The organism is Arthrobacter sp. UNC362MFTsu5.1, assembly GCF_000685965.1.
In the GTDB taxonomy this organism is placed as follows: domain Bacteria; phylum Actinomycetota; class Actinomycetes; order Actinomycetales; family Micrococcaceae; genus Arthrobacter.
This window is the reverse complement of the sequence record NZ_JMLE01000033.1, coordinates 1-21944: the sequence shown is the minus strand read 5'-3', so window position 1 is coordinate 21944 and position 21944 is coordinate 1. Positions and strand designations below refer to the sequence as shown.

Sequence of the window (21944 nt, the reverse complement as noted above, 5' to 3'; positions counted from 1 at the left end):
CTTTCAGTTGGCGGGTGCATGCCCGGACAGGAGCGTGGCCACACGGGGCGCCACCTCGGTGCCCAGCAGCTCGATGGACCGCATCATGGCCTTGTGCGGCAGGGAGCCGCTGCTGTACTTGAGGTCGAAACGGTCCACCCCCAGGTTCTGCTTGAGCAGGGCGATCTTCCGCGCCACCGTTTCCGGCGATCCCACGTAGAGCGCGCCTTCGGGGGTGCACATGGCGTCGAATTCCCGCCGGCTTCCCGGTCCCCAGCCGCGTTCGGCTCCGATCCTGTTCCGCAGCTCGAGCCAGTGCGGGAAGAACTCCTCGCGGGCTTCCTCGTCCGTTTCGGCTACATGCCCGGGCGAGTGCGTGGCCACCTGCTGCATCGGATGCCCGTACTTGGCCATGGCCTCGCGGTACAGGTTGACCAGCGGGGCGAAAGAACGCGGTTCGCCGCCGATGATCGCGAAAATGATGGGGTAGCCGTATTCCGCGCAGCGCAGCACGGACTCCGGGGTTCCGCCCACGCCGATCCAGGCGGGCAGCAGGTGGTGTTCCAGCGGCGGATAGACGCTCAGCCCGTTGATGGCCGGACGGGTGCGCCCTTCCCAGTGAACGGGCTTCTGCGCACGGACCTTGTCAAAGAGTTCCAGCTTTTCTTCGAACAGCACGTCGTAGTCGGCGAGGTCCAGGCCGAACAGCGGAAACGATTCGATGAAGGACCCGCGGCCCAGCATGACTTCGGCGCGGCCGTTGGAGATGGCATCCACCGTGGAGAAACGCTGGAAGACGCGGATGGGGTCATCCGAACTCAGCACGGTCACCGCGGATCCCAGCCGGATGTGCTTGGTGCGCGCCGCGGCGGCGGCGAGGAAGACCTCGGGGGCGGAGACGGCGTAGTCCCGGCGGTGGTGCTCCCCCACGCCAAAGGCGTGGAGTCCGACGTCGTCCGCCAGCTCCGCCTGTTCCAGCAGCTGGCGCAGCACTTGCGCGTGCGGCACCGGGTGCCCGTCGGGGTAGGACCCGACGTCGCCGAACGTGTTCAGCCCGAGCAGGACCTTCCCCGGGCCGACGGGGGCCGTGGGGCTGTCGCTCATTTCGACTCCTTCAGCCAGCCGGCCAGCTCGGACGCCCAGTAGGTCAGGACCATGTTGGCGCCGGCCCGCTTGATGCCGAGGACCGATTCGGTGATGGCAGCGCGGCGGTCGATCCAGCCGTTGGCGGCGGCAGCCTCGATCATGGAGTACTCCCCCGAGATCTGGTACGCGGCCACGGGCACGGTGCTCATGGCGGCCACGTCGGCGAGGATGTCGAGGTAGCTCATGGCGGGCTTGACCATCACCAGGTCGGCGCCTTCGGCGAGGTCCAGCTCCACTTCAAGGATGGCTTCGCGGCGGTTGGCGGCATCCATCTGGTACGTGCGCCGGTCCCCCTTGAGCTGCGAATCCACAGCTTCCCGGAAGGGGCCGTAGAACGCAGAGGCGTATTTTGCGGCGTATGCCACCACAGCCGTGTTCGTGTGTCCGGCGTCCTCCAGTGCCTGCCGGATGACGCCGATCTGCCCGTCCATCATTCCCGACGGGCCCAGCATGTGCGCTCCGGCGTCGGCCTGCGCCACGGCCATCGCCGCGTAGATTTCCAGCGTTGCGTCGTTGTCCACGTACCCGTCGGCGTCGAGGACGCCGCAGTGGCCGTGGTCGGTGAATTCGTCCAGGCAGACGTCGCTCATGACCACCAGGTCATCGCCCACCTCCGCGCGGACGTCCCGGATCGCCTTGTTGAGCACGCCGTCGGGGTCCAGGGATGCGGTGCCGCGCGCATCGCGTTCGGCCGGAATGCCGAAGAGCATGATGCCGCCGACGCCCAGCTCCACGGCCTCGGCGGCAGCCCTCTTCAGGGAATCGGTGGTGTGCTGCACCACGCCGGGCATGGACGCTATCGGGTTGGGTTCCGTGAGCCCCTCCCGGATGAACGCGGGAAGGATCAGCTCGGGCGCCGCCAGCCGGTGTTCGGCCGTCATCCGGCGCATGGCCGGGGTGGTGCGGAGCCGGCGGGGGCGATGGGTCGGGAAGCTCATGTTCTGTCCTTCACGTGGGTCTCAGGGGCGGGCGGTGGTGGTGTGGAATGTCCTGGTGCCAGTGCCTGGACGACGGCGGACACCAGGCCGGACGCTGTTGGTTCCTCGGCGACGGCGGCCACCGGCAGCCCCAGCGATGCGGCCTCAGCCGCCGTCGAACGCCCGATCGCCACGAACCGGCAGTCCCCCAGCGGCGACAGTCCGGCATGGATGCGGCGGGCAGCGCTGGGCGAAGCGGCGACGACGGCGTGCAGCCGCCCGGCGGCAAGCTCGGCTTTCGCTTCGGCGGGAGTCAGCACTTCAGCTCCGGGCTGCGTCACGGCGGCGGGCTCCTCCGGCGTGAAGCTGCGGGCCGGATCCGCCGGATAATCCACCGTGTGGTAGGCAGTCACGGCCTGGACGCTGGCACCAAGTGCTTCCAACCCGTCGGCGAGCCTGCCGTCCGCAATGTCCGCCTGCGGAAGGAAGACGCTGCCCGGGCCCTGCGGCCAGATGTCGAGGAGCCCGACGCCGGACTGAAGCCGGGCGGGGGCAAGGTCCACGGCGACCCCGCGGGACTCGAGTTCGCGCCGTGTGGCAGGCCCGATGGTGGCCACCTGGACGGAGCCGGGCAGCCACTGGCTCAGCGTACTGCCCCGTTCCCGGGCGAGTTCCTCGAGCGCCTGCACGGTGGTGACACTGCTGATCACCAGCCAGCTGTAGGCACCCGCGCCCAAGGCATCGAAGGCGACTTCCAGGGAATGCAGGTCCCTGGCCCGTTCGAAATCGATCAGCGGCAACAGCAACGGTTCGGCACCGGTTTCCCGCAGGGCCGCGAGGAGCGCCGCTGCCCGGTCGGGGCTGCGGGTGACCAGGACCCGGGCACCCTCCAGCACCCGCGGCCCCGGCTCGCCCTCAGCGCGGCGGGCGCTGCGCCGTCCCATCATGGCCGTCCCATCATGTGGCGGGCTCCGCCGGTTCAGGAAGCGGCAAGGTCCGCGATATCGGCTGCGCCGGCCGCCAATAGCACCTCGGCAAGTTCAATGCCCAGAAGCGTGGCGCCCACCTCGGTGAGCCCGTCTGTTGCCCGCTTGTCGCGGACGGAGGCTTTCCCGTCGACCGCGCAGACCGCGGCCTCCAGGTACAGCATGCTTCCCTTGCGGAACGCGTAGGCGCCCACCGGGGCCGCGCAACCCGCCTCCAGCCGGGCCAGGAGTGCCCGCTCAGCCGTAACCGCCAGCCTGGTGTCCGTGTCATCGAGCGCTGCCAGCGCCTGCGCCAGCGGCCCCTGGGAGCCCTCGGTGGACCCGGGTTTCCGCGGCGCATCCGCGGTGCGGCACTCGATGGCCAGTGAGCCCTGGCCGGCGGCCGGAAGCATCACGTCCGTTTCGAGGTATTCGCTGATGGTGTCCAGCCGGCCGATGCGCTCAAGGCCGGCAGCCGCCAGCACGACGGCGTCGAGGTCGCAGGATTTTCCGTCCACCACGGCGTCGGTAAGGTTGCCCGGCAGGCCGGGGACACGGCCCAGGCGGGTGTCCACGTTGCCGCGGATGTCCACGACGTCCAGGTCGGGACGGGCTGCGCGGAGCTGCGCCGCCCGGCGCGGGGATCCGGTACCCACCCGGGCGCCCTGCGGCAGGTCGGCCAGCTTGAAACCGTCGCGGGCACAGAGCACGTCGCGGACGTCCACGCGCTTTGGCGTCGCAGCGAGGGTCAGCCCCGGAGCGGCTCCGGTGGGCAGGTCCTTGAGCGAGTGCACGGCAACGTCGCACTGGTCCCGCAGCAGCGCATCGCGCAAGGCCGCAACGAACACACCCGTGCCGCCCATCTGCGAGAGCGAGCCGGTCAGGACGTCTCCGTCGGTCCTGATGTGCACGAGTTCCACCGGGAAACCGCCGATGGCGGCAAGCTGGTCCGCGGTCTGTTGGGTCTGGGTGAGCGCCAGCTTGCTGGCGCGCGTCCCGATACGCACTGTCACGGCGATTCCTGTCCCGCCGCCCGGGCAGCCGGCGCGGCAGCAGGGTCCGGGGGGTAGGGGTCGTGGCCCGTACCGACGGTGGTGTCCGCTCCCGCGATGGTGGGCTTCTCGCCCCGGAAATTGGCGCAGCAGCCGGGGCGGCAGACGTCGTACCAGGGGCCGAGGTCGGTCAGGTGGGGCCGGTCGGCAATGTTGTTCGCGGCAGTGCGCTCACAGATCAGGTCCACGATGCCGCCCACGAACTTGCGGTGGGTGCCGGGAGTGGGCACCCGGGTTGCGGCGAGGCCGTGGTTCCGGCAGGTCTCCAGCGCTTCGGTGTCCAGGTCCCAGACAACCTCCATGTGGTCGCTGACGAAGCCCAGGGGAACGATCACGATTCCCTTAACGCCCTGGCCGGCGAGTTCCTCGATGGCGTCGTTGATGTCCGGCTCGAGCCACGGAACGTGCGGGGCTCCGGAGCGGGACTGGTAAACGAGCGACCACGGGGCCGTGTCACCGGTTTCCTCCTCGACCCGGCGGATGACCTCGGCGCCGGATGCCAGGTGCTGGGCCACATAGGCCGAGCCTTCGGCGAACTGGCGCGGCTCGTCCTTCGAACGTCCGGCGGCTTCGGCGTCCCGCGTGGGAATGGAGTGGGTGGCGAAGAGGATGTGGACGGGTGCGTCCGGGGTGCCGGCGGCGGCCAGCTGGGCGCGGACGTCGGCCAGGCCGGCGGCTGTGCCTTCGATGAACGGTTCCACGAAGCCCGGGTGGTCGAAGTACTGGCGGACCTTGTCCACTTCCAGCTTTCCGTCCAGGCCGGTCGAGGTCAGTGCGAGGCCGATGTCTTCGCGGTACTGGCGGCAGCTGGAGTAGCACGAGTAGGCACTCGTGGTGACCATCAGGACCTTGCGGTGGCCGGCGTCGTACACGTCCTGCAGGGTCTGCGGGATGTAAGGATCCCAGTTCCGGTTTCCCCAGAAGACGGGGAGGTCGATGCCGCGGGCGGAAAGTTCGGCTTCGATACCGGCCTTGAGCGCCCGGTTCTGCTGGTTGATCGGGCTGATGCCGCCGTTGGCGCGGTAGTGGTGCGAGACCTCTTCGAGCCGTTCGTCCGGGATCCCGCGGCCGCGGGTGACGTTGCGCAGGAACGGGATGACGTCGTCCTGGCCTTCGGGGCCGCCGAAGGAGGCGAGGAGGACGGCGTCGTACTCTTTTGGCGCCATCCGGCCGGCTTCGGTGACCGGGTTAACGGCGGCGGGCGGGCCCTGCGCTTCGAGCGGGCTCATGCGAGGACCTCGGCGATTTCCCCGGCGGTGACCCGGCGGCCGGTGTAGAACGGGATTTCTTCACGGACGTGGTGCCGGGCCTCGGTGGCACGCAGGTGGCGCATCAGGTCCACGAGGTCCACCAGTTCGGGGGCCTCGAGGCCGAGGATCCATTCCCAGTCGCCCAGGGCGAACGACGAAACGGTGTTGGAGATGACCTGCGGGAAGTCGCGGCCCAGCAGTCCGTGGTCGCGCAGCATGGCGCCGCGCTCGGCCTCCGGCAGGAGGTACCACTCGTAGGAGCGGACGAACGGGTACACGCAGAGCCACTCGGCGGGTTCCACGCCGCGGGAGAACGCGGGGGTGTGGTTCTTGGCGAATTCGGCCTCGCGGTGCACGCCCATGGCCGACCAGACGATCTCAGTGCCTGCGAAAAGGCTGCTGCGGCGGATGTCGCGGACGGCCTGCTGCAGCGCCTCGGGCTTGGGGCCGTGGAGCCACACCATGATGTCCGCATCTGCACGCATGCCCGAAACGTCGTAGCTGCCGCGGTGGACAACCCCCGCGTCCGCAAGGCGGCCCAGCAGGGCTTCGAATTCGACGGCAGCGTCGGCGCTGCGCTGGACGTCCGAGGAGCGCTTGAAAACCGTCCAGAGGGTGAAGAACTGCTCTGTTTCTTCGGCTGCTGATTTTCCGGCTACTGATTCGGTTTTACTGACAGATTCGGCAGAAGTGTGGCTCATAGTTACCAGTCTGCCCTCCGGTGCCGCCTAAGTCGAAACCGAACTCTTCTACAACGCGTAGAAGTGCTTAATTTCACAGCCTCTTCAGCCCGCAGCGGGCTCAGATCCGGCGCATCCGCACGTAGGCCACCCCGGCGGCGCAGGCCAGCGCTACCAGCCCGGCACCCCACCAGACCTGGGGAGACATTTCGCCCATCGGCGAGACGCTCACGGCGGACCTCATGACCGGTGCGCTCGAGACGCCGTAGCCGGGTCCGGACAGCGGCAGGACGCCTGCCGAGGTCAACGTGGCCATGTTGGCAGGACCGTACCTGTTCGTGGTGGTCCACGCCGACGCGGTAGCAGTGGCCGCCGGCCCTGCAGCCCGGCTGCCGGTCGCCGGCGACGCCGCGCCGGTGGCCGGTATCTTGGCGGAGGTGCCGGGAGCGGTTCCTGCCGTTCCCGGAGCGGCCGGTGCGGCAGTTCCGGGCAGCGACGGGCTTGGCGCCCCGGGAGTGCCGGCCGGGGCCGCGCCGGTGGCGGGAGCAGGCGCGGCCGGCGCCTGGGCGGGACCGGTGGACGGGCCTGCGGCTCCGCCTGCGGGAGCCGGTGCCGGTGCCGGCGTGCCCGACGGCGCGCTGCTTTCGGAGGGAGACGGCGACGGCGACGGCGTCTCCGGGTCAGGCGACGGTGAAGGCGTCACCGGGTCGGTCGTCGGAGACGGTGACGGTGTGGGCTGCGTCCGTTGTCCGGGCGGCGTCTGCTTGCCGGAGCCCGGTGCGGACGGGCGGGTGGGATCACCCTTGGGTCCCAGGACCACGGAGGCCCAGATATCCAGCGAGGGAACACCGGCTTCCACTGACGTCGTCGTGGCGGCGTCAGCGCCATCTGTGGTGTCCGGAGCCGGAACGAGGGACACAGCGTTGGATGCAGGAACACCTGCGGAAAGGACTAGTACCGCTCCGAGCGCCGCTGCTGCCGTGCCGCGCCGAAGACCCCCATGGAAACCAGTCAGCGTTCGAGTTTCTTCGGACTTCTGAATGACCATAGTCATCGACCCTAGCCAGAAAAACGTGCCATTAGAAACTTGCAAAGAAGCCCTGCAGGCGGTACTCGCGGGCTAGTGGAGGCTGTCCGCGATCTGTTTTTTGGTGTCGGCGACGACGGCCGCCAGGCCGTTGCCCGCCAGCCACCCGCCCACCATGACGAGCCTTCCGTCAGCAGCGCACACCCGGCGGACTTCCGCCACCCGCTGTCGATGGCCCACGGCTGCGAACGGCAGCACTCCGCCCCAGCTGACCACGTCCCAGTCGAGCACGTCATCGGCTGTGACAGGCACTGTCAGCAGGGCCGACGCATCCCGTAAGGCCGCATCAAGCAGGGCATGGCCACCCTCGCGGGAGCCGGCGCCGACCGGAGCGGCGGGACCGTCTTCAGGGAGCTGCTCACCCCGGCCGTATGACAGCCGGACGACGTGGGTGCCCGGCCCCGCAGCGGCCGCCAGCCAGTCCCACTTGGCGGTGGCGTGGGTCAATGCCTTGGCCTCGATGCCGGGCGTCTGCGGGGCCACCAGGATGCCCGTTCCCCGTGGCCGGCGGTCGAGTTCCGGGAGGTCAACAACAAGTGTCACAAGCTTTACGTCCGGACCGGCAGCCGGGCGGTGGCCGCCAAGGTCCGGCACGGCGTCCTGCAGCAGTCCCACGGCGGACGGGCCGTCAAGGGCCACCACCAGCAGGCCGGCGTCGTACGTTTGGTCCCCGGCCGAAACCCGCCAACCGTCCGCAGTCCTGGCCACCGCCCCTGCCGGGGTTCCGGTCAGGAGCGTGACGCCGCGCCGGCGCAGCTCCGCCACGAGGGCGCTGATCATTGTGTGCATGCCGCCATGGAGGCCGGCGACGGCGGATCCCGCTTTGCTGCCCTGCGCCGGGGTGCCCCGGCGCTGGGCGGCGACGGCGGCAGCCAGGGAACCGTGGGCCCTGATTCCGTCGCGGAGTCCGGGCGCCACCATGTCCACGTCGAGGAGCGCGGGATCAGCGGAATGTACGCCGCCCACCACGGGCTCGACGAGCCGCTCCAGGACGCGGCGGCCCATCCGCTGCCGGACCAGGGCCCAGACGCTCGTGATGCCCGCGCGGGTGCCCGCGGAAGCCGGCAGGAACCTGTCCAGTGAAGCCCGGAGGGAGCCGGCCAGTCCCAGCGTCCGTCGCACTTCGGGATCCCATGGGTTGGCCGGAATGCCCAGGACGCCGGTTTTGGGAAGTTCACGTGCGCCTTCGGGGAGCTGGACCCAGGCGCCGCCAGGATGGGGTGCCACGATACGGCCGGCGATGCCCAGTTCCGCCGCGAGGTCCGCTACGGCGCTTGAACGGGTGGCGAAGGACTCCGCTCCGCTGTCCAGCGTCAGGCCGCCCACCACATGGCTGCCCACGCAGCCGCCCCAGGCTTCAGTGGCTTCCAGGACGGTGACGTGCCTGCCGGTTTTGGCTAGCTCAAGGGCGGCGAGCAGGCCTGAAACGCCGCCTCCCACCACCACCGCCGTAGGAACGGACGCTTCCGGCGTGGCTGCGCTCACCATTTACTCCGGGGAAATCGAGTGAATAAGTTCGACGACTCGCGTCAGGACGTCAGGGTCGGTCTCCGGCGGCACGCCGTGGCCCAGGTTCAGGACGTGGCCGGGGGCGGCAGACCCGGCCCGGATGACCTCCCGGACGTGCGCTTCGAGGACTGACCACGGAGCTGACAGCAGGGCGGGGTCGATGTTGCCCTGCAGCGGGACGGTCCCGCCCAGCCGGCGGTTGGCTTCGTCCAGCGGCAGCCGGTAGTCAACGCCCACCACGTCGACGCCGACGTCGCGCATGGCCACCAGGAGCTCGGAGGTTCCGGTGCCGAAGTGGATCAGCGGCGCACCGAGGTGGCGGACGTGGTCCAGCGCACGGGCAGAGGCCGGGGCCACGAAGCGTTCGTAGTCGACCAGCCCCAGCGAGCCCGCCCAGGAGTCGAACAACTGGCCTGCGGAAGCACCGGCTTCCAGCTGGGCGCGCAGGAACATGCCCGAGGCGTCGGCAGCCCAGTTGGCCAGGGCGGTCCAGGTTTCGGGGTCGGCGTGCATCATGGTGCGCGGGCCGAGGTGGTCGCGGGAGGGCTTGCCTTCAACCATGTACGCGGCGAGGGTGAAGGGCGCACCGGCGAAACCGATCAGCGGCGTTTTGCCGAGCTGGGCAACGGTAAGGCGGACGGCCTCCCGGATCGGCTCCAGCGCTTCCCAGGTCAGCTTCGGGAGTGCCGCGACGTCCGCGGCAGTGCGGACCGGCTTGTCCAGGACCGGACCAACGCCCGGAACGATGTCCACGCCCACGCCGGCCAGTTTCAACGGAATCACGATGTCCGAGAAGAAGATGGCGGCGTCGACGTCGTGCCGGCGCACGGGCTGCAGCGTGATCTCTGAGGCCAGCTCGGGGCGCAGGCAAGAATCCAGCATGGCCACGCCTTCGCGCACCTTCAGGTATTCCGGCAGGGAACGGCCGGCCTGCCGCATGAACCAGACGGGCCGACGGCTCGGCTTACCGCCGCGGTAGGCGGTGATGAGCGGCGAATCAGCCGTGCGGCCGTCCATCAGCGGGTGTCCTGCATCCAGGGTGGCATCGGTGAACGGGGCGTCGGAGACCGTTCCGTTGGACGTTGCAGCGCTTGAAGTCATGACTCCGATTGTCCCTAAAGTCGCGCGGAAAAGATAACGACAGGCTGTCATCCGGTCCCGGCCGGCGCCTTCCGTGGCAGGAATCACAGGCCGCCGTGGGGTTCGCCACTGCGCTTTGTTGTTCTACGCCGTGACGTAAAAGCTATGATTGTGATGCTGTGGTTCTTTTTTCATTGGTGGCTACACACGCCGACATCGACCTCGAGACCGTTGCTCAACTGAGCACCGGTGCTTCCGAGCTTGCTACATCCGCACTCTCCGGGTCGCCGGCAGTGACGGGTGCGGTGGTGCTTGCCACCTGCAACCGCTTCGAAATTTATGGTGAAGCGCCTCATCCGGATGACGTGGAAGCGGCACGCGCCGCCCTAGTTGCCCAGATCAGTGAACGCACCGGACTCAACGAGCAACTGGTCTCCCGCTCATTCAACACGCGCACCGGCGGCGAAGTCAGCCAGCACCTTTTCGCCGTGAGCTCCGGCCTGGACTCGGCTGTGGTCGGCGAACGCGAAATCGCCGGGCAGGTTCGCCGGGCACTCATCACCGCCCAGCATGACGGCACTGCCAGTTCAGGCCTCGTCCGGCTCTTCCAGGCAGCATCCAAGACCGCCAAGGACGTCGGGGCGCAGACGGCCCTGGGATCCCGCGGACTGTCCATCGTCTCGGTGGCCCTGGATCTCGCCACCGACCTTTCCGAGGACCCCGACTGGTCCGCCAAGAAAGCCGTGGTCTTCGGGACCGGCGCCTACGCGGGCGCCACCATGTCGTTGCTCCGTGAACGCGGGTGCACGGACATTTCCGTCTTTTCCTCCTCCGGACGCGCCGAAGCCTTCGTCGCCACGCGCGGCGGCAAGGCCCTCGACTCCGATTCGCTTCCCACCGCGGTGGCCGCGGCGGACGTCATGATCGGGTGCAGCGGCTCCGATACCCGCGTGGAAGCGGACGAACTCGCCCGTGTCCGCGCCGGCTCACCCCAGACTCTGATCGCCATCGACCTGGCGCTCACCCATGATTTCGACCCCGCCGTGGGAGAGCTCGACGGCGTGGAGCTGCTGACGCTCGAATCCGTGCGGCTCGCTGCTCCCCAGGAGCAGGCCGAATCCCTGGCGCAGGCCAGCGGCATCGTCACCGGCGCGGCCGCAGCGTTCGAGCAGGAGCGCGAGGCCAGGTCCGTGGACTCGGCGATCGTCGCGCTGCGCCGCCACACCATGAACGTCCTCGACGCCGAAATGGAAAAGGTCCGGGCACGCCACGGCTGCACGGCCGCCGCCGAGGAAGTCGAGTTCGCCCTGCGCCGGATGGTCAAGCAGCTGCTGCACGTCCCCACGGTCCGGGCGCGGGAGCTTGCCTCCAACGGCCAGCAGGAACAGTACATCGCGGCCCTTGATGCGCTGTACGGCATCACCGTTGAGCAGCCCGCCGCTGCCCCGGCAGCGGAATGCCCCGTGGACCACGGCCAGGCCGGCCCCGCGTCCGCCGACATCCGGCGCGAAACCGCCTAGCCCAAGGCTTCCGGCCGCCCCGGCGTCAGCCGAAGGCGTTTATCCCTGTCATCTCCGCCGAGAGCGTCCACAGGCGTGCAGCATCCGACGGATCCACCGCGTGCGCATCCACTCCCCTGATCCGGGCTTCAGGGCTTCCCGTCCGGGTGGGTTCGGCGATGTCGCAGTCCTCGCAGTAGACCCCGCCCATGCCCTCCAGCGCCGGGGACGTGGCGGCCCACACTGACGTTGCGGCGCCCTGTGCCGGGGTCTTGAACCGGGCATCGACGTTGCCGTCCTGGTCCATCCAGCCGGCGGCCACCATTTCCTCGCGTGGCAGGTGGCGCTGCAGTTCCGTCATGATGCCGCCGGGATGCACGGCGAAGGCCCGAACCCCGGCATCCCGTCCGAGGAAGTCCAGGTGTACGGCGAAGAGGGAGTTGGCCGTCTTGGCCTGGCCGTAGGCCTTCCATTTGTCGTAGCCGGTGTCGAAGTTGATGTCGTCGAAACGGATGGGCGAGAGCTTATGCCCGGTGGACGAGAGTGAGATGACGCGCGCGCCCCGTCCGGCGGCCAGCGCGGGCCACAGCAGGTTGGTCAGGGCAAAGTGGCCCAGATGGTTGGTGGCGAACTGCGACTCCCAGCCCGGGCCCACCCGGTGCTCGGGGCTGGCCATGATGGCGGCGTTGTTGATGAGGATGTCCAGGCCGGCGCCTGATTCCCCGGACGCGGACAGGAAGTTGTCCGCAAAGCTTGTCACGCTCGCCAGGTCCGCCAGGTCCAGCGCGCCGACACTTACGGTTCCTCCTTCCGCCCCGGCTGGCAGTGCGAAGGGTATTCCGGCTTCTTCCAGGATTTCCCGCGCATGGCCGGGCCTCCGGGCGCCCACCAGCACCTGGGCGCCGGCGGACACCAGTGCCCGGACCGTCTCCAGCCCCAGTCCGGAGTACCCGCCCGTGACGATGGCAGTCCTGCCGGTGAGGTCGATGCCGGCAATGACTTCAGCGGCGGTCGACTCCTTGCCGAATCCGGAGCCGGTCTTGTGTTGCGGGGTCCTGCTTGTGTCCTGGTTCATTGCTGGGCCTTCCTCGGTGTGCGGTGGCGCGGCTGGTCAGAAGCGGGTTCAAGCTTGGTCAGAAGCGTGTTCAGGTTCCGGTCAGTACACCGGCTTGGAAGGCTCCACTTCCCGCACCCAGGCAAGGATGCCGCCGTCGAGGTGGCTGACCCGCTGGTAGCCTGCCTTGCGCGCGGCTGCCAGGACAGCTGCTGAGCGCGTCCCGGCTTTGCAGTGGAACACGATGTCCTTGTCCTGGGGCAGCTGGGCCCATGCCTCCCCCGCCAGGATCCTGCCCTGCGGGATAAGGACGGAGCCGTCGATGCTGACGATGTCGTGCTCGCCGGGCTCGCGGACGTCCACGAGTTCGAAGTCCTTCAGGCCGGCTTTGCGCGAGGCCAGCATGGTGGCCAGCTGCGGGGCCGTCACAGTGTCTTCCTTGGCAGTCTCAGCCTCCGGAACTATTCCGCAGAAAGCCTCGTAGTCGGTGAGTTCCGTGATGCGCTCGGCGGCCGGGTCGCGTGCCACCCTGATCTCCCGCCAGCTTCCGCCGAGGGCGTCGAACAGCGCAACGCGCCCCAGCATGGAGCGCCCGACGCCGGTGATCAGCTTGACTGCCTCGGTGACCATGAGCGAGCCGACGGCGGCGCACAGCATCCCGAACACGCCGCCCTCGCCGCAGGAAGGCACCGAGCCGGCCGGCGGCGCCTCCGGGTAGAGGTCGCGGTAGGTGGGGCCGTACTTCTCCCAGAACACGCTGACCTGGCCGTCGAAGCGGAAAATCGAGCCCCAGACGTAGGGTTTGCCGAGGATGGCGGCGGCGTCATTGACCAGGTAGCGGGTGGCGAAATTGTCGGCGCCGTCCAGGATGAGGTCGTAGCCGGCGAACAGCTCCAGCGCGTTCGAGGCGTCCAGCCTGACATTGTGGAGCTGAACCTCCACCAGGGGGTTCAGAGCGGCAATGGAGTCGCGGGCTGACTCGATCTTGGGCTTTCCCACATCCGCAACCCCGTGGATGACCTGGCGCTGCAGGTTGCTCAGGTCCACGGCGTCGTCGTCGATGATTCCCAGGGTTCCCACGCCCGCAGCGGCAAGATAAAGCAAGGCCGGCGAGCCCAGGCCGCCGGCACCGATAACCAGGACCTTGGCGTTCTTGAGCCTGCGTTGGCCCAGCGTGCCGATTTCGGGAATGATGAGGTGGCGGGAGTAGCGCTCCACCTCTTCGGCGGTCAGGGCATCCGCCGGTTCCACGAGGGGATCCAGGGTTGCAGGGACAGCAGTTGCGGTGAACGTGGAAGCCATACTTCAATGTATGCCCGAAGATGCCGCCAGGTCATATTACCCGCGCGTAAAGTGTAGGTAACTGCAATCGAAAGAAGGCCAACAGTGGTTCATCATGCACCGGTTGATCGGACACAGGCCGGGAAGGCAGCCGCGGGACAGGCGCGCACCGGCGGTGCGCGTTCAGCGCGGCTTCCGCGTGACGAACGGCGCGCCCAGCTGCTGGCCGCCGCGCAGGAAGTCTTCGTGGCCAACGGCTACCACGGTGCGGCCATGGACGAGATCGCGGAAACGGCCCACGTCAGCAAGCCGGTGCTGTACCAGCACTTCCCTTCCAAGCGCGAGCTCTACCTCGCCCTGCTGGACAGCCACCTCAGTGCCCTGACCGAGTTGATGATGGGGGCGCTGAATTCCACCGACGACAACGACGAACGTGTCCAGGCGGTCATGCGGGCCTATTACCGCTTTATTGCCAGTGACGACCAGGCACACCGCCTGGTCTTCGAATCAGACCTGATTAATGACAGCGACGTCAGCTCCAGGCTCGAAACATTCAACAAGGCTTTTGCCGATGCCATCGCGCGGGTCATCGCCGAGGACACCAAGCTCCCCATGCTGGAGGCCCAGCTGCTGGGGCGCGGACTCGCCGGAATGGCGCAGGTCAGCGCGCGTTACTGGCTCGAAACCGACGGAAACCTGGACCTCGATGTGGCCAGCGACCTGATCTATCGTTTAGCTTGGCGCGGAATCTCCCGCTTTCCCAAGGAAACCTAGACTACAAATAGAGAACACCTTTAGAACTTTGATTGGCTGGGAGGCCTCGCTGTGGAAGTAAAGATCGGCATTCAGAACATCGGCCGTGAAATTGTGCTGGAATCGGCTCAGGATGCTGACGCTGTTGCAAAGCTCGTCGAGGAAGCCATCGCCAAGGGCTCCGAGCTTCGCCTGGCTGACGAAAAAGGCCGTGTGGTCATCGTTCCCGCCAACGTCCTGGGCTACGTCGAAATCGGGGCAGAAGAAGCCCGCCGCGTCGGTTTCGGCCAGCTCTAGGCCCCCGCTTAGCCCAACCCGCCCCGCAGCAAGGAGTTCGCCGAAAATGCTTTCCCTGGTCATCGTGGCCCTGGTCACCGCTGCCGCAGGCTTTGTTGTCTGGGCCAACGACCGGCGCCACGCGAAGTACGGCATCGCCATGCCGCCGGGCGTCTCCGTCGCCGTGGGGATGCTGAGCTGGATCATCTTCATGGCAGCGGGGCTTGGCTACCAGCCCGGCCTGACGTGGATTCCGTGGGTGCTGCCCATGGTCCTGGGCACCGGGGCGGCACTCGCCGCCGCGGTGTACCTGGGCCGCAAGCGCACCCTGCATGACACGAGGCAGCTGACGGCCGCCCTCAGGCTCTAGCCGGAGCTACAGATCCGGTTCGTGCCCTTCCTCGGTGCAGAGGCACAGCCGGTTTCCCTGAGCATCCGTGACCACCACCCAGTTGGGTGCGTGGTCACGGTTCATTAAGGCCCCTGTGGCGGCTGTTTTCTCCAGTGCCGGGCCGGATTCCGCCTTGCTGCGGTGGATGTCCAGGTGGAAGCGGTTCTCGTTCGGGGCGGGCGTTTGCTGGAACCAGACTCCGGGGCCGCGCCCGTAGGGGTCAACCAGGTCGCCGTACCGGCCTTTCCGGTACCCAAGGGCAGTCCGCCACACCTCGGAAATCTCGTCGGGGTTTGCCGTGTCGATGGCGATCTCCACCGTCCGGTACAGGCCGGGTTCCGCGGCTGCCGAGGCCGCAGCGGCCGCCAGGCTCACGGCCGCAGCTGCGGCGACGTCACGCTCCGTCACCTCCGTGCCGGCGTCGTGCGAGGTGAAGCGGATGAACACCCTGTTGTAGCGCCAGTCCAGGTCCGGGTGGTGGTTTTGTTCCTCAGCAAGGCGCCCGACGTCGGCAATCAGCTCAAGCGCTCCGGCCGCCGTCGGCGTCTTGAAAACGGTCACCAGGCCGCCCAGCCGGTACCTCCAGTCGGGCAGGTCCGCCAGGGCGGCGTCGATCCGGGCTCGGGTCAGAACATCTTCCTTGCCGGTCACCGCTGGCTCCTTGCATGGTTCGGACTGCTACAGGAACTCCGCCCGGCCTTCCATGGCGGACGAGGCAAGGGCGTGTTCGCGGCGCGGAATCCGGCCGGCCGCCTTCGCCAGCCTACCGGCGATGACAGCGTGTTTGAAGGCCTCTCCCATCATCGCCGGGTTCTGCGCCCGGGTCACTGCCGTCGCCAGCAGCACGGCGTCGCAGCCCAGCTCCATGGCCAGGGCCGCGTCGGACGCCGTACCGATGCCGGCGTCCAGCACCACGGGAACGGATGCCCTGGAAACGATGAGCTCGATGTTGTGCGGGTTCAGGATGCCCAGGCCGGTGCCGATGGGCGATCCGAGCGGCATGACGGCTGTGGCTCCGAGGTTCTCCAGCCGCAGGGCCAGCACGGGATCGTCATTCGTGTAGGCGAACACCTTGAACCCGCGGTTGACCAGTTGTTCGGTGGCGTCCACCAGCTCAACGGCGTCCGGCAGGAGGGTGTGTTCGTCGGCAATCACTTCTAGCTTCACCCAGTCCGTTTCCAGGGCTTCCCGCGCCAGTTCCGCCGTCATGACGGCGTCGCGTGCCGTGAAGCAGCCCGCCGTATTGGGCAGCACCCTGATGTTGTGGTCCACCAGGAGCTGGAACAGCGAACCCGTTTCCGCCGGGGAGTAGCGGCGCATGGCCACGGTGGTCAGCTCCGTGCCCGACGCGATTAGAGCCGCCCCCAGGCCGTCCAGGCTGGGCGCGCCGCCGGTGCCCATAATCAGCCGTGATCCCAGGTGGACACCGTCCACGATGAAGGGGTCCGCCGTGTGCTGTGCGGTCCCTGCCGCGCCGGCAACCGTAGTTCCTGCCATGATGCTCAACCTCCCTGTACTGCGGTAACGAGTTCGACGTCGTCGCCCTCGGCGAGCGCCGTGACGAACCACTGGCTGCGCGGCACCACCTCGGAGTTCCGGGCCACTGCGACGCCCAGTTTCCGACCGTCGGCGGCCTGCCCGCTGGGGGCGAGGTTCCTGCCCGTGACCTGGCTGATGAGGGTGGTGACGGACGCGCCGTCCTCCACCGCATGGACGGTGCCGTTCAGAGTGATGTTCATGCTGTTTCCTTGTTCGGGTCAATTGTGACGATGTTCAGTGGCGCTGCCGGCGTTCCCGGCGTCGGCGCGGGGACGGAAAACCGGTCGGGCCGGAAGGGCGCCCAGCGGGGATCGGCGTTGCCGTCCATGAGCTGCCTGCAGATGGACCCCGCCGCAGGAGTGAGCAGGACACCGTGCCGGAAGAACCCGGTGGCAATGATCAACCCCTCGACGTCGCCGCCGGTTCCCGCGGCGGCTACGCGCCCCAGCAGGGGCGCGTTGTCCGGTGTTCCCGGACGGGCCCGCGCCGTGGCTTCCAGGAGTTCCAGTTCGGCGACGGCCGGAACCAGCACCTGCGCGTCACGGAGCAGCTGGTAGACGCCGCCGGCGGAAACAGCTGAACGGGCCGGCGTTGCGTGTTCGGTTCCAAGGCCGGCAGCCTCTGCCCCCGGGAGGGCGTCTTCACGCTGGGTGGCCCCGATCACCACGGTTCCGTCCTGCCGGGGCACGATGTAGACGGGAACCCCATGGACCATGCCGCGGACGGTGGATGTCAGCAGCGGCCGCAGGTAGGCGGGGACCCGCAGGCGCAGGATATCGCCGTACACCGGGCGGAGGGGCAGCTTCAGTCCCGCGGGCAACCCGTTGAGGGCCGCAGACTCCAGCCCGTTGGCAATGATCGTCTCCCCGGCATGCACCGCACCTCCCCCGGCCAGGCTGACACCGCTGACCCGCCCGTCCTCCCACAGCAGGCCGTCCGCCCGCCGGCGCACGGCGGAACCTGCCAGCGACTCGGCGATCAGGGCAAGGAGCTTGCGGGGATCCACCTGATGGTCCGCCGGGATGTCGAAGGCACAGGAGATTCCGGGGCTCAGCAACGGTTCCCGTGCCCGCGCCTCCCTGACTGTCAGCGGTTCCACCGTGAGGCCGCTCGACAGCTGGACGCCGCGCAGGTCGGCGAGCGCCCGGCGGTCGGCGGCGTCGGCACCCACGGCAAGGGTCGACGTCGTGAGGTAGCCGGTGTCCGGGCCGCCGCTGCCGGATTCCCCGGGTTTCCCCCCGGGTTGAAGGCTCGCGGCAAAGCCGGGCCACAGCGCGGAGGAGTGAAGCATGAGCTCCAGGAGGTCCTCCTCCTGGTAGTGGAGTTCGCTGACCGGTGCCAGCATGCCGGCGGCGGCCCAGCTTGCTCCGGTGCCGGGCGCGTCATCGATGAGCACCACGGACCGGCCCGACTGCCGGGCCTCCCAGGCGATGCCGTGGCCGATGATTCCACCGCCAACCACGGCGACGTCGGCGCTGATGTCGCGGCTGCGCGCGGCGGGGCTGCCCGTTGGGGATTGCGGGGACATTGTCATCCTTCCCTACGCCGGTACTAACCGGATCAGGTCAAGCGGTCGGCTCTGACGCCCTCTCAGCCCTGCAGCTTTGTGACAGCTGCCGCGGGCTCCCGCGGTACTCCCCCAGTTTAGGGGAACTAGGCTGGTGCCATGACCGAGCAAGCTCTCCTCACTGACGCCCGCCTGTACCTCTGCACCGACGCCCGCACGGATCGCGGCGACTTCGAAGACTTCGTCGATGCCGCCTACGCCGGCGGCGTCGACATCATCCAGCTCCGCGACAAGAACCTGGAGGCAGCCGAAGAACTCGAGCTTCTTGATGTGCTGCAGTCCGTTGCGCGCCGCCACGGACGCCTCTGGTCGGTCAACGACCGCGCGGATGTCGCCTCGCTCTCCGGCGCACCGGTGCTGCACATCGGGCAGAAGGATCTTCCGCTGGCGGCTGCCCGGAAGTTCCTCGGCAACGACGCCGTGATCGGCCTGTCAACGCACGGCACCGAACAGATCGACGCCGCGGTGGCCGCCTCCCGCGGTACCGGCGGGCTGGACTACTTCTGCGTGGGGCCGGTCTGGGCCACGCCCACGAAGCCGGGCCGGGCCGCCGTCGGCCTCGACCTGGTCCGCTACGCGGCCGGGGCCAGCGGCAACGAAACAGCAGGCGGGACCACGGTCCCGTGGTTCGCCATCGGCGGCGTTGACCTGGGCAACGTCGAGCAGGTGGTGGCTGCAGGGGCGCAGCGGATCGTGGTGGTCCGCGCCATCACCGAGGCTGACGACCCCGCCGCAGCCGCGCGGTCACTGCTCGAAGCGCTCGACGCCGGCGCATCCTGACTACCCGGTCAGTCCGAGCTGCGTCATCCGCTTGGAGTGGTTTTCCGCCAGCCCGGCAATCAGGCCGCTGACCAGCTCCTTCGCCGCGGCGGTGTCCTCCCCGCCGATCAGGTTTCCGGGGAACGCGTGCTCGTAGCTGACGCGCTGTGCCTGGGTTAGGGCTTCGCCCAGCAGCCGCCTGCCCCACAGCGCCAGCCTGGAGGCGAGCCTGGGATCATCGGCGAGGGCGCCCTTGAGCCGGTCGCGGAGAACCTTTGTCGTTTCATCGGAGGCCTGGATCTGTTCGATGAGCTCCCGTGTTTCGGCGTCGACGTAGTGTGAGATGGCCCGGTAGAAGTCGGCGGAGACCGTGTCGATGACATAGGCCTTCATCAGCGATTCGAACCAGTCGGCCGGGCGTGTCCGCGAGTGGAAATAGTCCACTGCCGGCTGGAACGGCAACATGGCGTCCTCGGCGTCGATCCCCCTGGCCTCGAGCCTGGCGCTCACCAGTTCGTAGTGCCGGAACTCCACTACGGCGATCCTTCCGAGCACGGCACGGTCGTGGAGGGTGGGTGAATAGCGCGCGTCGGCGGCAAAACGCTCAAAGGCCGACAGCTCGCCGTAGGCCATCATTCCGAACAGGTCTGTGACGAAGCGGTTGTAGCGAGCAGTGTCAGCCGGGGTTGAGCTCATCGTCCAAGACTAATGGCGGAAATGGAGCTAACCTGACTTTCGTGTCCCATCATCGCCTGACTCCAAGTGTCCACGAACAGACCAACCGGCTGGCCGACGCGCTGAACGCGCTCCGCACGGAGTTGGAACTGCCGGGGCCTTTCCCTGACGATGTCCTGCAGGATGCGCTGGCGGCCATTGCGGAACACAAAATGCCGGACCTGGACCTTACGGATGTGGGCTTTGTGACCATAGATCCGGCGTCGTCCACGGACCTGGACCAGGCCCTGTTCATCGAGCGGTCCGGCGACGGATACAAGGTGTTCTACGCCATCGCCGATGTGCCGTCCTTTGTGGCACCGGGCGGGGCGCTGGATGCCGAAACCCGCCGCCGGGGGCAGACGTTCTACGCCCCGGACGGGCGGATTCCGCTGCACCCGGAAGTCATCAGCGAAGAGGCAGGCAGCCTGCTGGCCGGCCAGTTGTGCTCCGCTTTCGTCTGGGAGTTCGACCTGGACGAAGCAGCCCGCGTGCAGTCGGTGCTGGTGCGCCGCGCCAAAATCCGGAGCCGTGCCAAGCTCAGCTACAAGGGCGTCCAGGCCGACCTCGACGCCGGCACTGCCGCCCCCGTCCTGCAACTGCTCAAGGAAGTAGGGCTCAAGCGGGTGGAACTGGAGAGGCTGCGGGGCGGAGCCAGCCTGAACATGCCGGAACAGGACATCGAACAGCTGCCCGACGGCGGCTACCGCATTGTGGCTGCCCCGTCCCTTCCGGTGGAGGACTGGAACGCCCAGATCTCCCTCATGACCGGCATGGCCGCGGCGGACCTCATGCTCGAAGGCAAAGTGGGCATCCTGCGGACCATGCCGTCCCCCGATGAACGCTCGCTCCTGCACTTCAAGCGGCAGACCAACGCGCTCGGAAAGCCCTGGGACGGCCGGGCCAGCTACGGGGAATACCTGCGCTCCCTTGATCCCACCGACCCCCGGCAGCTGGCCATCCTGCACTCCGCCGGCATGTTGTTCCGGGGCGCCGGCTATACGCCCTTCGACGGCACCGTGCCGAAGGACGCCATCCAGTCCGCAATCGGAGCTGCCTACGCGCACACCACGGCCCCGCTGCGGCGCCTGATAGACCGTTTTGTCCTCGTGATCTGTGAGGCGCTGAGCAACCGGACCGCTGTTCCCGGCTGGGCCCGTGACGCCCTACCGTCCCTGCCGGAGATCATGGCGGCCTCGGACCAGCTGGCAGCAAGGATGGAGCGGCTGGCCCTGGACACGGTGGAGGCCGCCCTCCTCGTCAACCACATCGGGCAGGAGTTCGACGCCGTGGTCATCTCCGGGTCCAAACCGGGCAAGACGAACGGAAACGGCGGCGGCAACGGCAACGGGAACGGACCGTCCGGCATCATCCAGATCGCGGACCCTGCGGTGACGGCCAGGTGCCCCGGCGAACTCGAATCCGGCACCACTGTCCGGGTCAGGCTGATCTCCTCGGACATCGACACACGCGAGATCCGGCTGGAGCTGGTGGAGTGATTGGGGATTGACTATGGGCCGTGCCCGGGGCGTCAGTCGGTGATGGTTGCGGTCAACAGCTAGACTGAAGGGGTAGTAATGGATGCCCGGTCGTTGATTTCCATGATTTTTGAATTCAACAAGCCCGCCCCTACGCGATCTTGAGATACACCCGTTGGTCCCCAGTGCCAGCATTTAGATAGCCCGCGATCGGCTTCCACTGGATTTGCTTGCGCGCCTGAGCGTGCTCCGGAACGGCCTTGCGGCCGGCCCCGTTGAGCAAGCAGCGCCAATGCCCAAATGAATAAGGAAACTCCCCTGTGAGTGAATTGCACACGCACCAACTTCTGACCGACGACACCGGCACCGAATCGATCGAGCCGGAAGAGACCATCATCTCGGACGAAAAACCGCACGAGATCGAGGAAAAAACCTTCGCCGACTACAACGTCCGCGCCGACATCGTCGAGTCCTTGGCCGACGCCGGAATCACCCACCCCTTCCCCATCCAGGCGATGACCCTGCCCGTGGCCCTCGCCGGGCACGACATCATCGGCCAGGCGAAGACCGGTACCGGCAAGACCCTGGGCTTCGGCATCCCCGCGCTGCAGCGCGTGGTGGGGCGCGACGACCCCGGATTCGACAAGCTGGCCGTCCCGGGCGCCCCGCAGGCCCTGGTGATCGTTCCGACCCGCGAACTCGCCGTCCAGGTGGCCAAGGACCTGGAAAATGCTGCGAAGAAGCGCAATGCCCGCATTGCCACCATCTACGGCGGCCGCGCCTATGAGCCGCAGGTGGAAGCCCTGCAAAAGGGCGTCGAAGTTGTTGTCGGTACCCCCGGCCGCCTGATCGACCTGTACAAGCAGAAGCACCTGAGCCTGAAGAACGTCAAGATCGTCATCCTCGATGAGGCCGACGAAATGCTGGACCTCGGCTTCCTGCCGGACGTCGAGACGCTGATCGCCGGA

At 68.0% G+C, this 21944-nt stretch carries 23 protein-coding genes and 1 riboswitch; of the genes, 7 read left to right on the top strand and 16 right to left on the bottom strand.

Going from position 1 to position 21944, the window contains the following annotated elements:
* Nucleotides 1-3: 3 nt before the first annotated feature.
* From BS38_RS0121220 to hemE, 9 genes are all read right to left on the bottom strand, one after another.
* A complete protein-coding gene (locus tag BS38_RS0121220; protein ID WP_043439526.1) occupies nucleotides 4-1083 on the bottom strand; it encodes an LLM class flavin-dependent oxidoreductase in 1080 nt (359 codons plus the stop codon).
* Nucleotides 1080-2063 carry a porphobilinogen synthase gene (gene hemB / locus BS38_RS0121215; RefSeq protein WP_028272593.1) on the bottom strand — a complete coding sequence of 328 codons (984 nt, stop codon included), beginning with the start codon at nucleotides 2061-2063 and terminating at the stop codon, nucleotides 1080-1082. Before hemB ends, BS38_RS0121220 begins: the two co-directional genes overlap by 4 nt.
* Nucleotides 2060-2989 (bottom strand): uroporphyrinogen-III synthase, encoded by a 930-nt coding sequence (locus BS38_RS0121210; RefSeq protein WP_028272592.1) that lies wholly within the window; start codon nucleotides 2987-2989, stop codon nucleotides 2060-2062. The genes hemB and BS38_RS0121210 overlap by 4 nt, the downstream gene beginning before the upstream one ends.
* Nucleotides 2990-3021: 32 nt before the next feature.
* Nucleotides 3022-4020 (bottom strand): hydroxymethylbilane synthase, encoded by a 999-nt coding sequence (hemC, locus tag BS38_RS0121205; RefSeq protein WP_028272591.1) that lies wholly within the window; start codon nucleotides 4018-4020, stop codon nucleotides 3022-3024.
* On the bottom strand, nucleotides 4017-5288 hold the full coding sequence (locus BS38_RS0121200) for a ferrochelatase (protein ID WP_028272590.1): 1272 nt from the start codon (nucleotides 5286-5288) through the stop codon (nucleotides 4017-4019). Before BS38_RS0121200 ends, hemC begins: the two co-directional genes overlap by 4 nt.
* Nucleotides 5285-6010, bottom strand: a complete 726-nt coding sequence (gene hemQ, locus BS38_RS0121195; RefSeq protein ID WP_028272589.1) for a hydrogen peroxide-dependent heme synthase — start codon at nucleotides 6008-6010, stop codon at nucleotides 5285-5287. The genes BS38_RS0121200 and hemQ overlap by 4 nt, the downstream gene beginning before the upstream one ends.
* Before the next feature lie 100 nt (nucleotides 6011-6110).
* A complete protein-coding gene (locus BS38_RS0121190) occupies nucleotides 6111-6908 on the bottom strand; it encodes a hypothetical protein (protein WP_028272588.1) in 798 nt (265 codons plus the stop codon).
* 201 nt (nucleotides 6909-7109) lie between these two features.
* Entirely contained in the window at nucleotides 7110-8561 is a 1452-nt protein-coding gene (hemG, locus tag BS38_RS0121185; RefSeq protein ID WP_043439536.1) for a protoporphyrinogen oxidase, read from the bottom strand.
* Between the two features lie 3 nt (nucleotides 8562-8564).
* Entirely contained in the window at nucleotides 8565-9686 is a 1122-nt protein-coding gene (hemE, locus tag BS38_RS0121180) for a uroporphyrinogen decarboxylase (RefSeq protein ID WP_028272586.1), read from the bottom strand.
* Between the two features lie 158 nt (nucleotides 9687-9844).
* Between hemE and BS38_RS0121175 the strand changes: the two genes are divergently transcribed.
* Nucleotides 9845-11185, top strand: coding sequence for a glutamyl-tRNA reductase (locus BS38_RS0121175; protein WP_028272585.1), 1341 nt, complete (start codon nucleotides 9845-9847; stop codon nucleotides 11183-11185).
* Nucleotides 11186-11210: 25 nt separating this feature from the next.
* Here BS38_RS0121175 and BS38_RS0121170 read toward each other — a convergent pair whose 3' ends face one another.
* Nucleotides 11211-12239, bottom strand: a complete 1029-nt coding sequence (locus BS38_RS0121170; protein WP_028272584.1) for an SDR family NAD(P)-dependent oxidoreductase — start codon at nucleotides 12237-12239, stop codon at nucleotides 11211-11213.
* 81 nt (nucleotides 12240-12320) lie between these two features.
* Nucleotides 12321-13520, bottom strand: a complete 1200-nt coding sequence (gene moeB / locus BS38_RS0121165; protein WP_028272583.1) for a molybdopterin-synthase adenylyltransferase MoeB — start codon at nucleotides 13518-13520, stop codon at nucleotides 12321-12323.
* Between the two features lie 84 nt (nucleotides 13521-13604).
* Between moeB and BS38_RS0121160 the strand changes: the two genes are divergently transcribed.
* Genes BS38_RS0121160 through BS38_RS0121150 form a run of 3 tightly spaced genes read left to right on the top strand, consistent with a single transcriptional unit; the run spans nucleotide 13605 to nucleotide 14898 of the window.
* Nucleotides 13605-14273 carry a TetR/AcrR family transcriptional regulator gene (locus tag BS38_RS0121160; protein WP_028272582.1) on the top strand — a complete coding sequence of 223 codons (669 nt, stop codon included), beginning with the start codon at nucleotides 13605-13607 and terminating at the stop codon, nucleotides 14271-14273.
* A gap of 51 nt (nucleotides 14274-14324) precedes the next feature.
* Nucleotides 14325-14549 carry a DUF3107 domain-containing protein gene (locus tag BS38_RS0121155; RefSeq protein ID WP_028272581.1) on the top strand — a complete coding sequence of 75 codons (225 nt, stop codon included), beginning with the start codon at nucleotides 14325-14327 and terminating at the stop codon, nucleotides 14547-14549.
* Nucleotides 14550-14595: 46 nt separating this feature from the next.
* On the top strand, nucleotides 14596-14898 hold the full coding sequence (locus BS38_RS0121150) for a hypothetical protein (RefSeq protein ID WP_028272580.1): 303 nt from the start codon (nucleotides 14596-14598) through the stop codon (nucleotides 14896-14898).
* Nucleotides 14899-14904: 6 nt separating this feature from the next.
* Here BS38_RS0121150 and BS38_RS25885 read toward each other — a convergent pair whose 3' ends face one another.
* From BS38_RS25885 to thiO, 4 genes are all read right to left on the bottom strand, one after another.
* Nucleotides 14905-15570, bottom strand: a complete 666-nt coding sequence (locus BS38_RS25885) for a 4a-hydroxytetrahydrobiopterin dehydratase (protein ID WP_043439523.1) — start codon at nucleotides 15568-15570, stop codon at nucleotides 14905-14907.
* 27 nt (nucleotides 15571-15597) lie between these two features.
* On the bottom strand, nucleotides 15598-16416 hold the full coding sequence (locus BS38_RS0121140) for a thiazole synthase (protein WP_028272579.1): 819 nt from the start codon (nucleotides 16414-16416) through the stop codon (nucleotides 15598-15600).
* Between the two features lie 5 nt (nucleotides 16417-16421).
* Nucleotides 16422-16658, bottom strand: coding sequence for a sulfur carrier protein ThiS (thiS, locus tag BS38_RS0121135; RefSeq protein ID WP_028272578.1), 237 nt, complete (start codon nucleotides 16656-16658; stop codon nucleotides 16422-16424).
* The gene (thiO, locus tag BS38_RS0121130) at nucleotides 16655-17992 is read right to left on the bottom strand and encodes a glycine oxidase ThiO (RefSeq protein ID WP_028272577.1); all 1338 of its coding nucleotides are present in this window, start codon (nucleotides 17990-17992) and stop codon (nucleotides 16655-16657) included. The genes thiS and thiO overlap by 4 nt, the downstream gene beginning before the upstream one ends.
* Nucleotides 17979-18098: riboswitch (TPP riboswitch) on the bottom strand. (Overlaps the previous gene by 14 nt.)
* Before the next feature lie 26 nt (nucleotides 18099-18124).
* Here thiO and thiE point away from each other — a divergent pair.
* Entirely contained in the window at nucleotides 18125-18805 is a 681-nt protein-coding gene (thiE, locus tag BS38_RS0121125) for a thiamine phosphate synthase (RefSeq protein ID WP_028272576.1), read from the top strand.
* Here thiE and BS38_RS0121120 read toward each other — a convergent pair whose 3' ends face one another.
* A complete protein-coding gene (locus tag BS38_RS0121120; RefSeq protein ID WP_028272575.1) occupies nucleotides 18806-19480 on the bottom strand; it encodes a ferritin-like fold-containing protein in 675 nt (224 codons plus the stop codon).
* 41 nt (nucleotides 19481-19521) lie between these two features.
* Between BS38_RS0121120 and BS38_RS0121115 the strand changes: the two genes are divergently transcribed.
* Complete coding sequence (locus tag BS38_RS0121115) at nucleotides 19522-20997, top strand: RNB domain-containing ribonuclease (protein ID WP_028272574.1); 1476 nt, start codon at nucleotides 19522-19524, stop codon at nucleotides 20995-20997.
* 299 nt (nucleotides 20998-21296) lie between these two features.
* The coding region (locus BS38_RS0121110; protein WP_028272573.1) for a DEAD/DEAH box helicase at nucleotides 21297-21944 on the top strand (648 nt) is incomplete at its 3' end.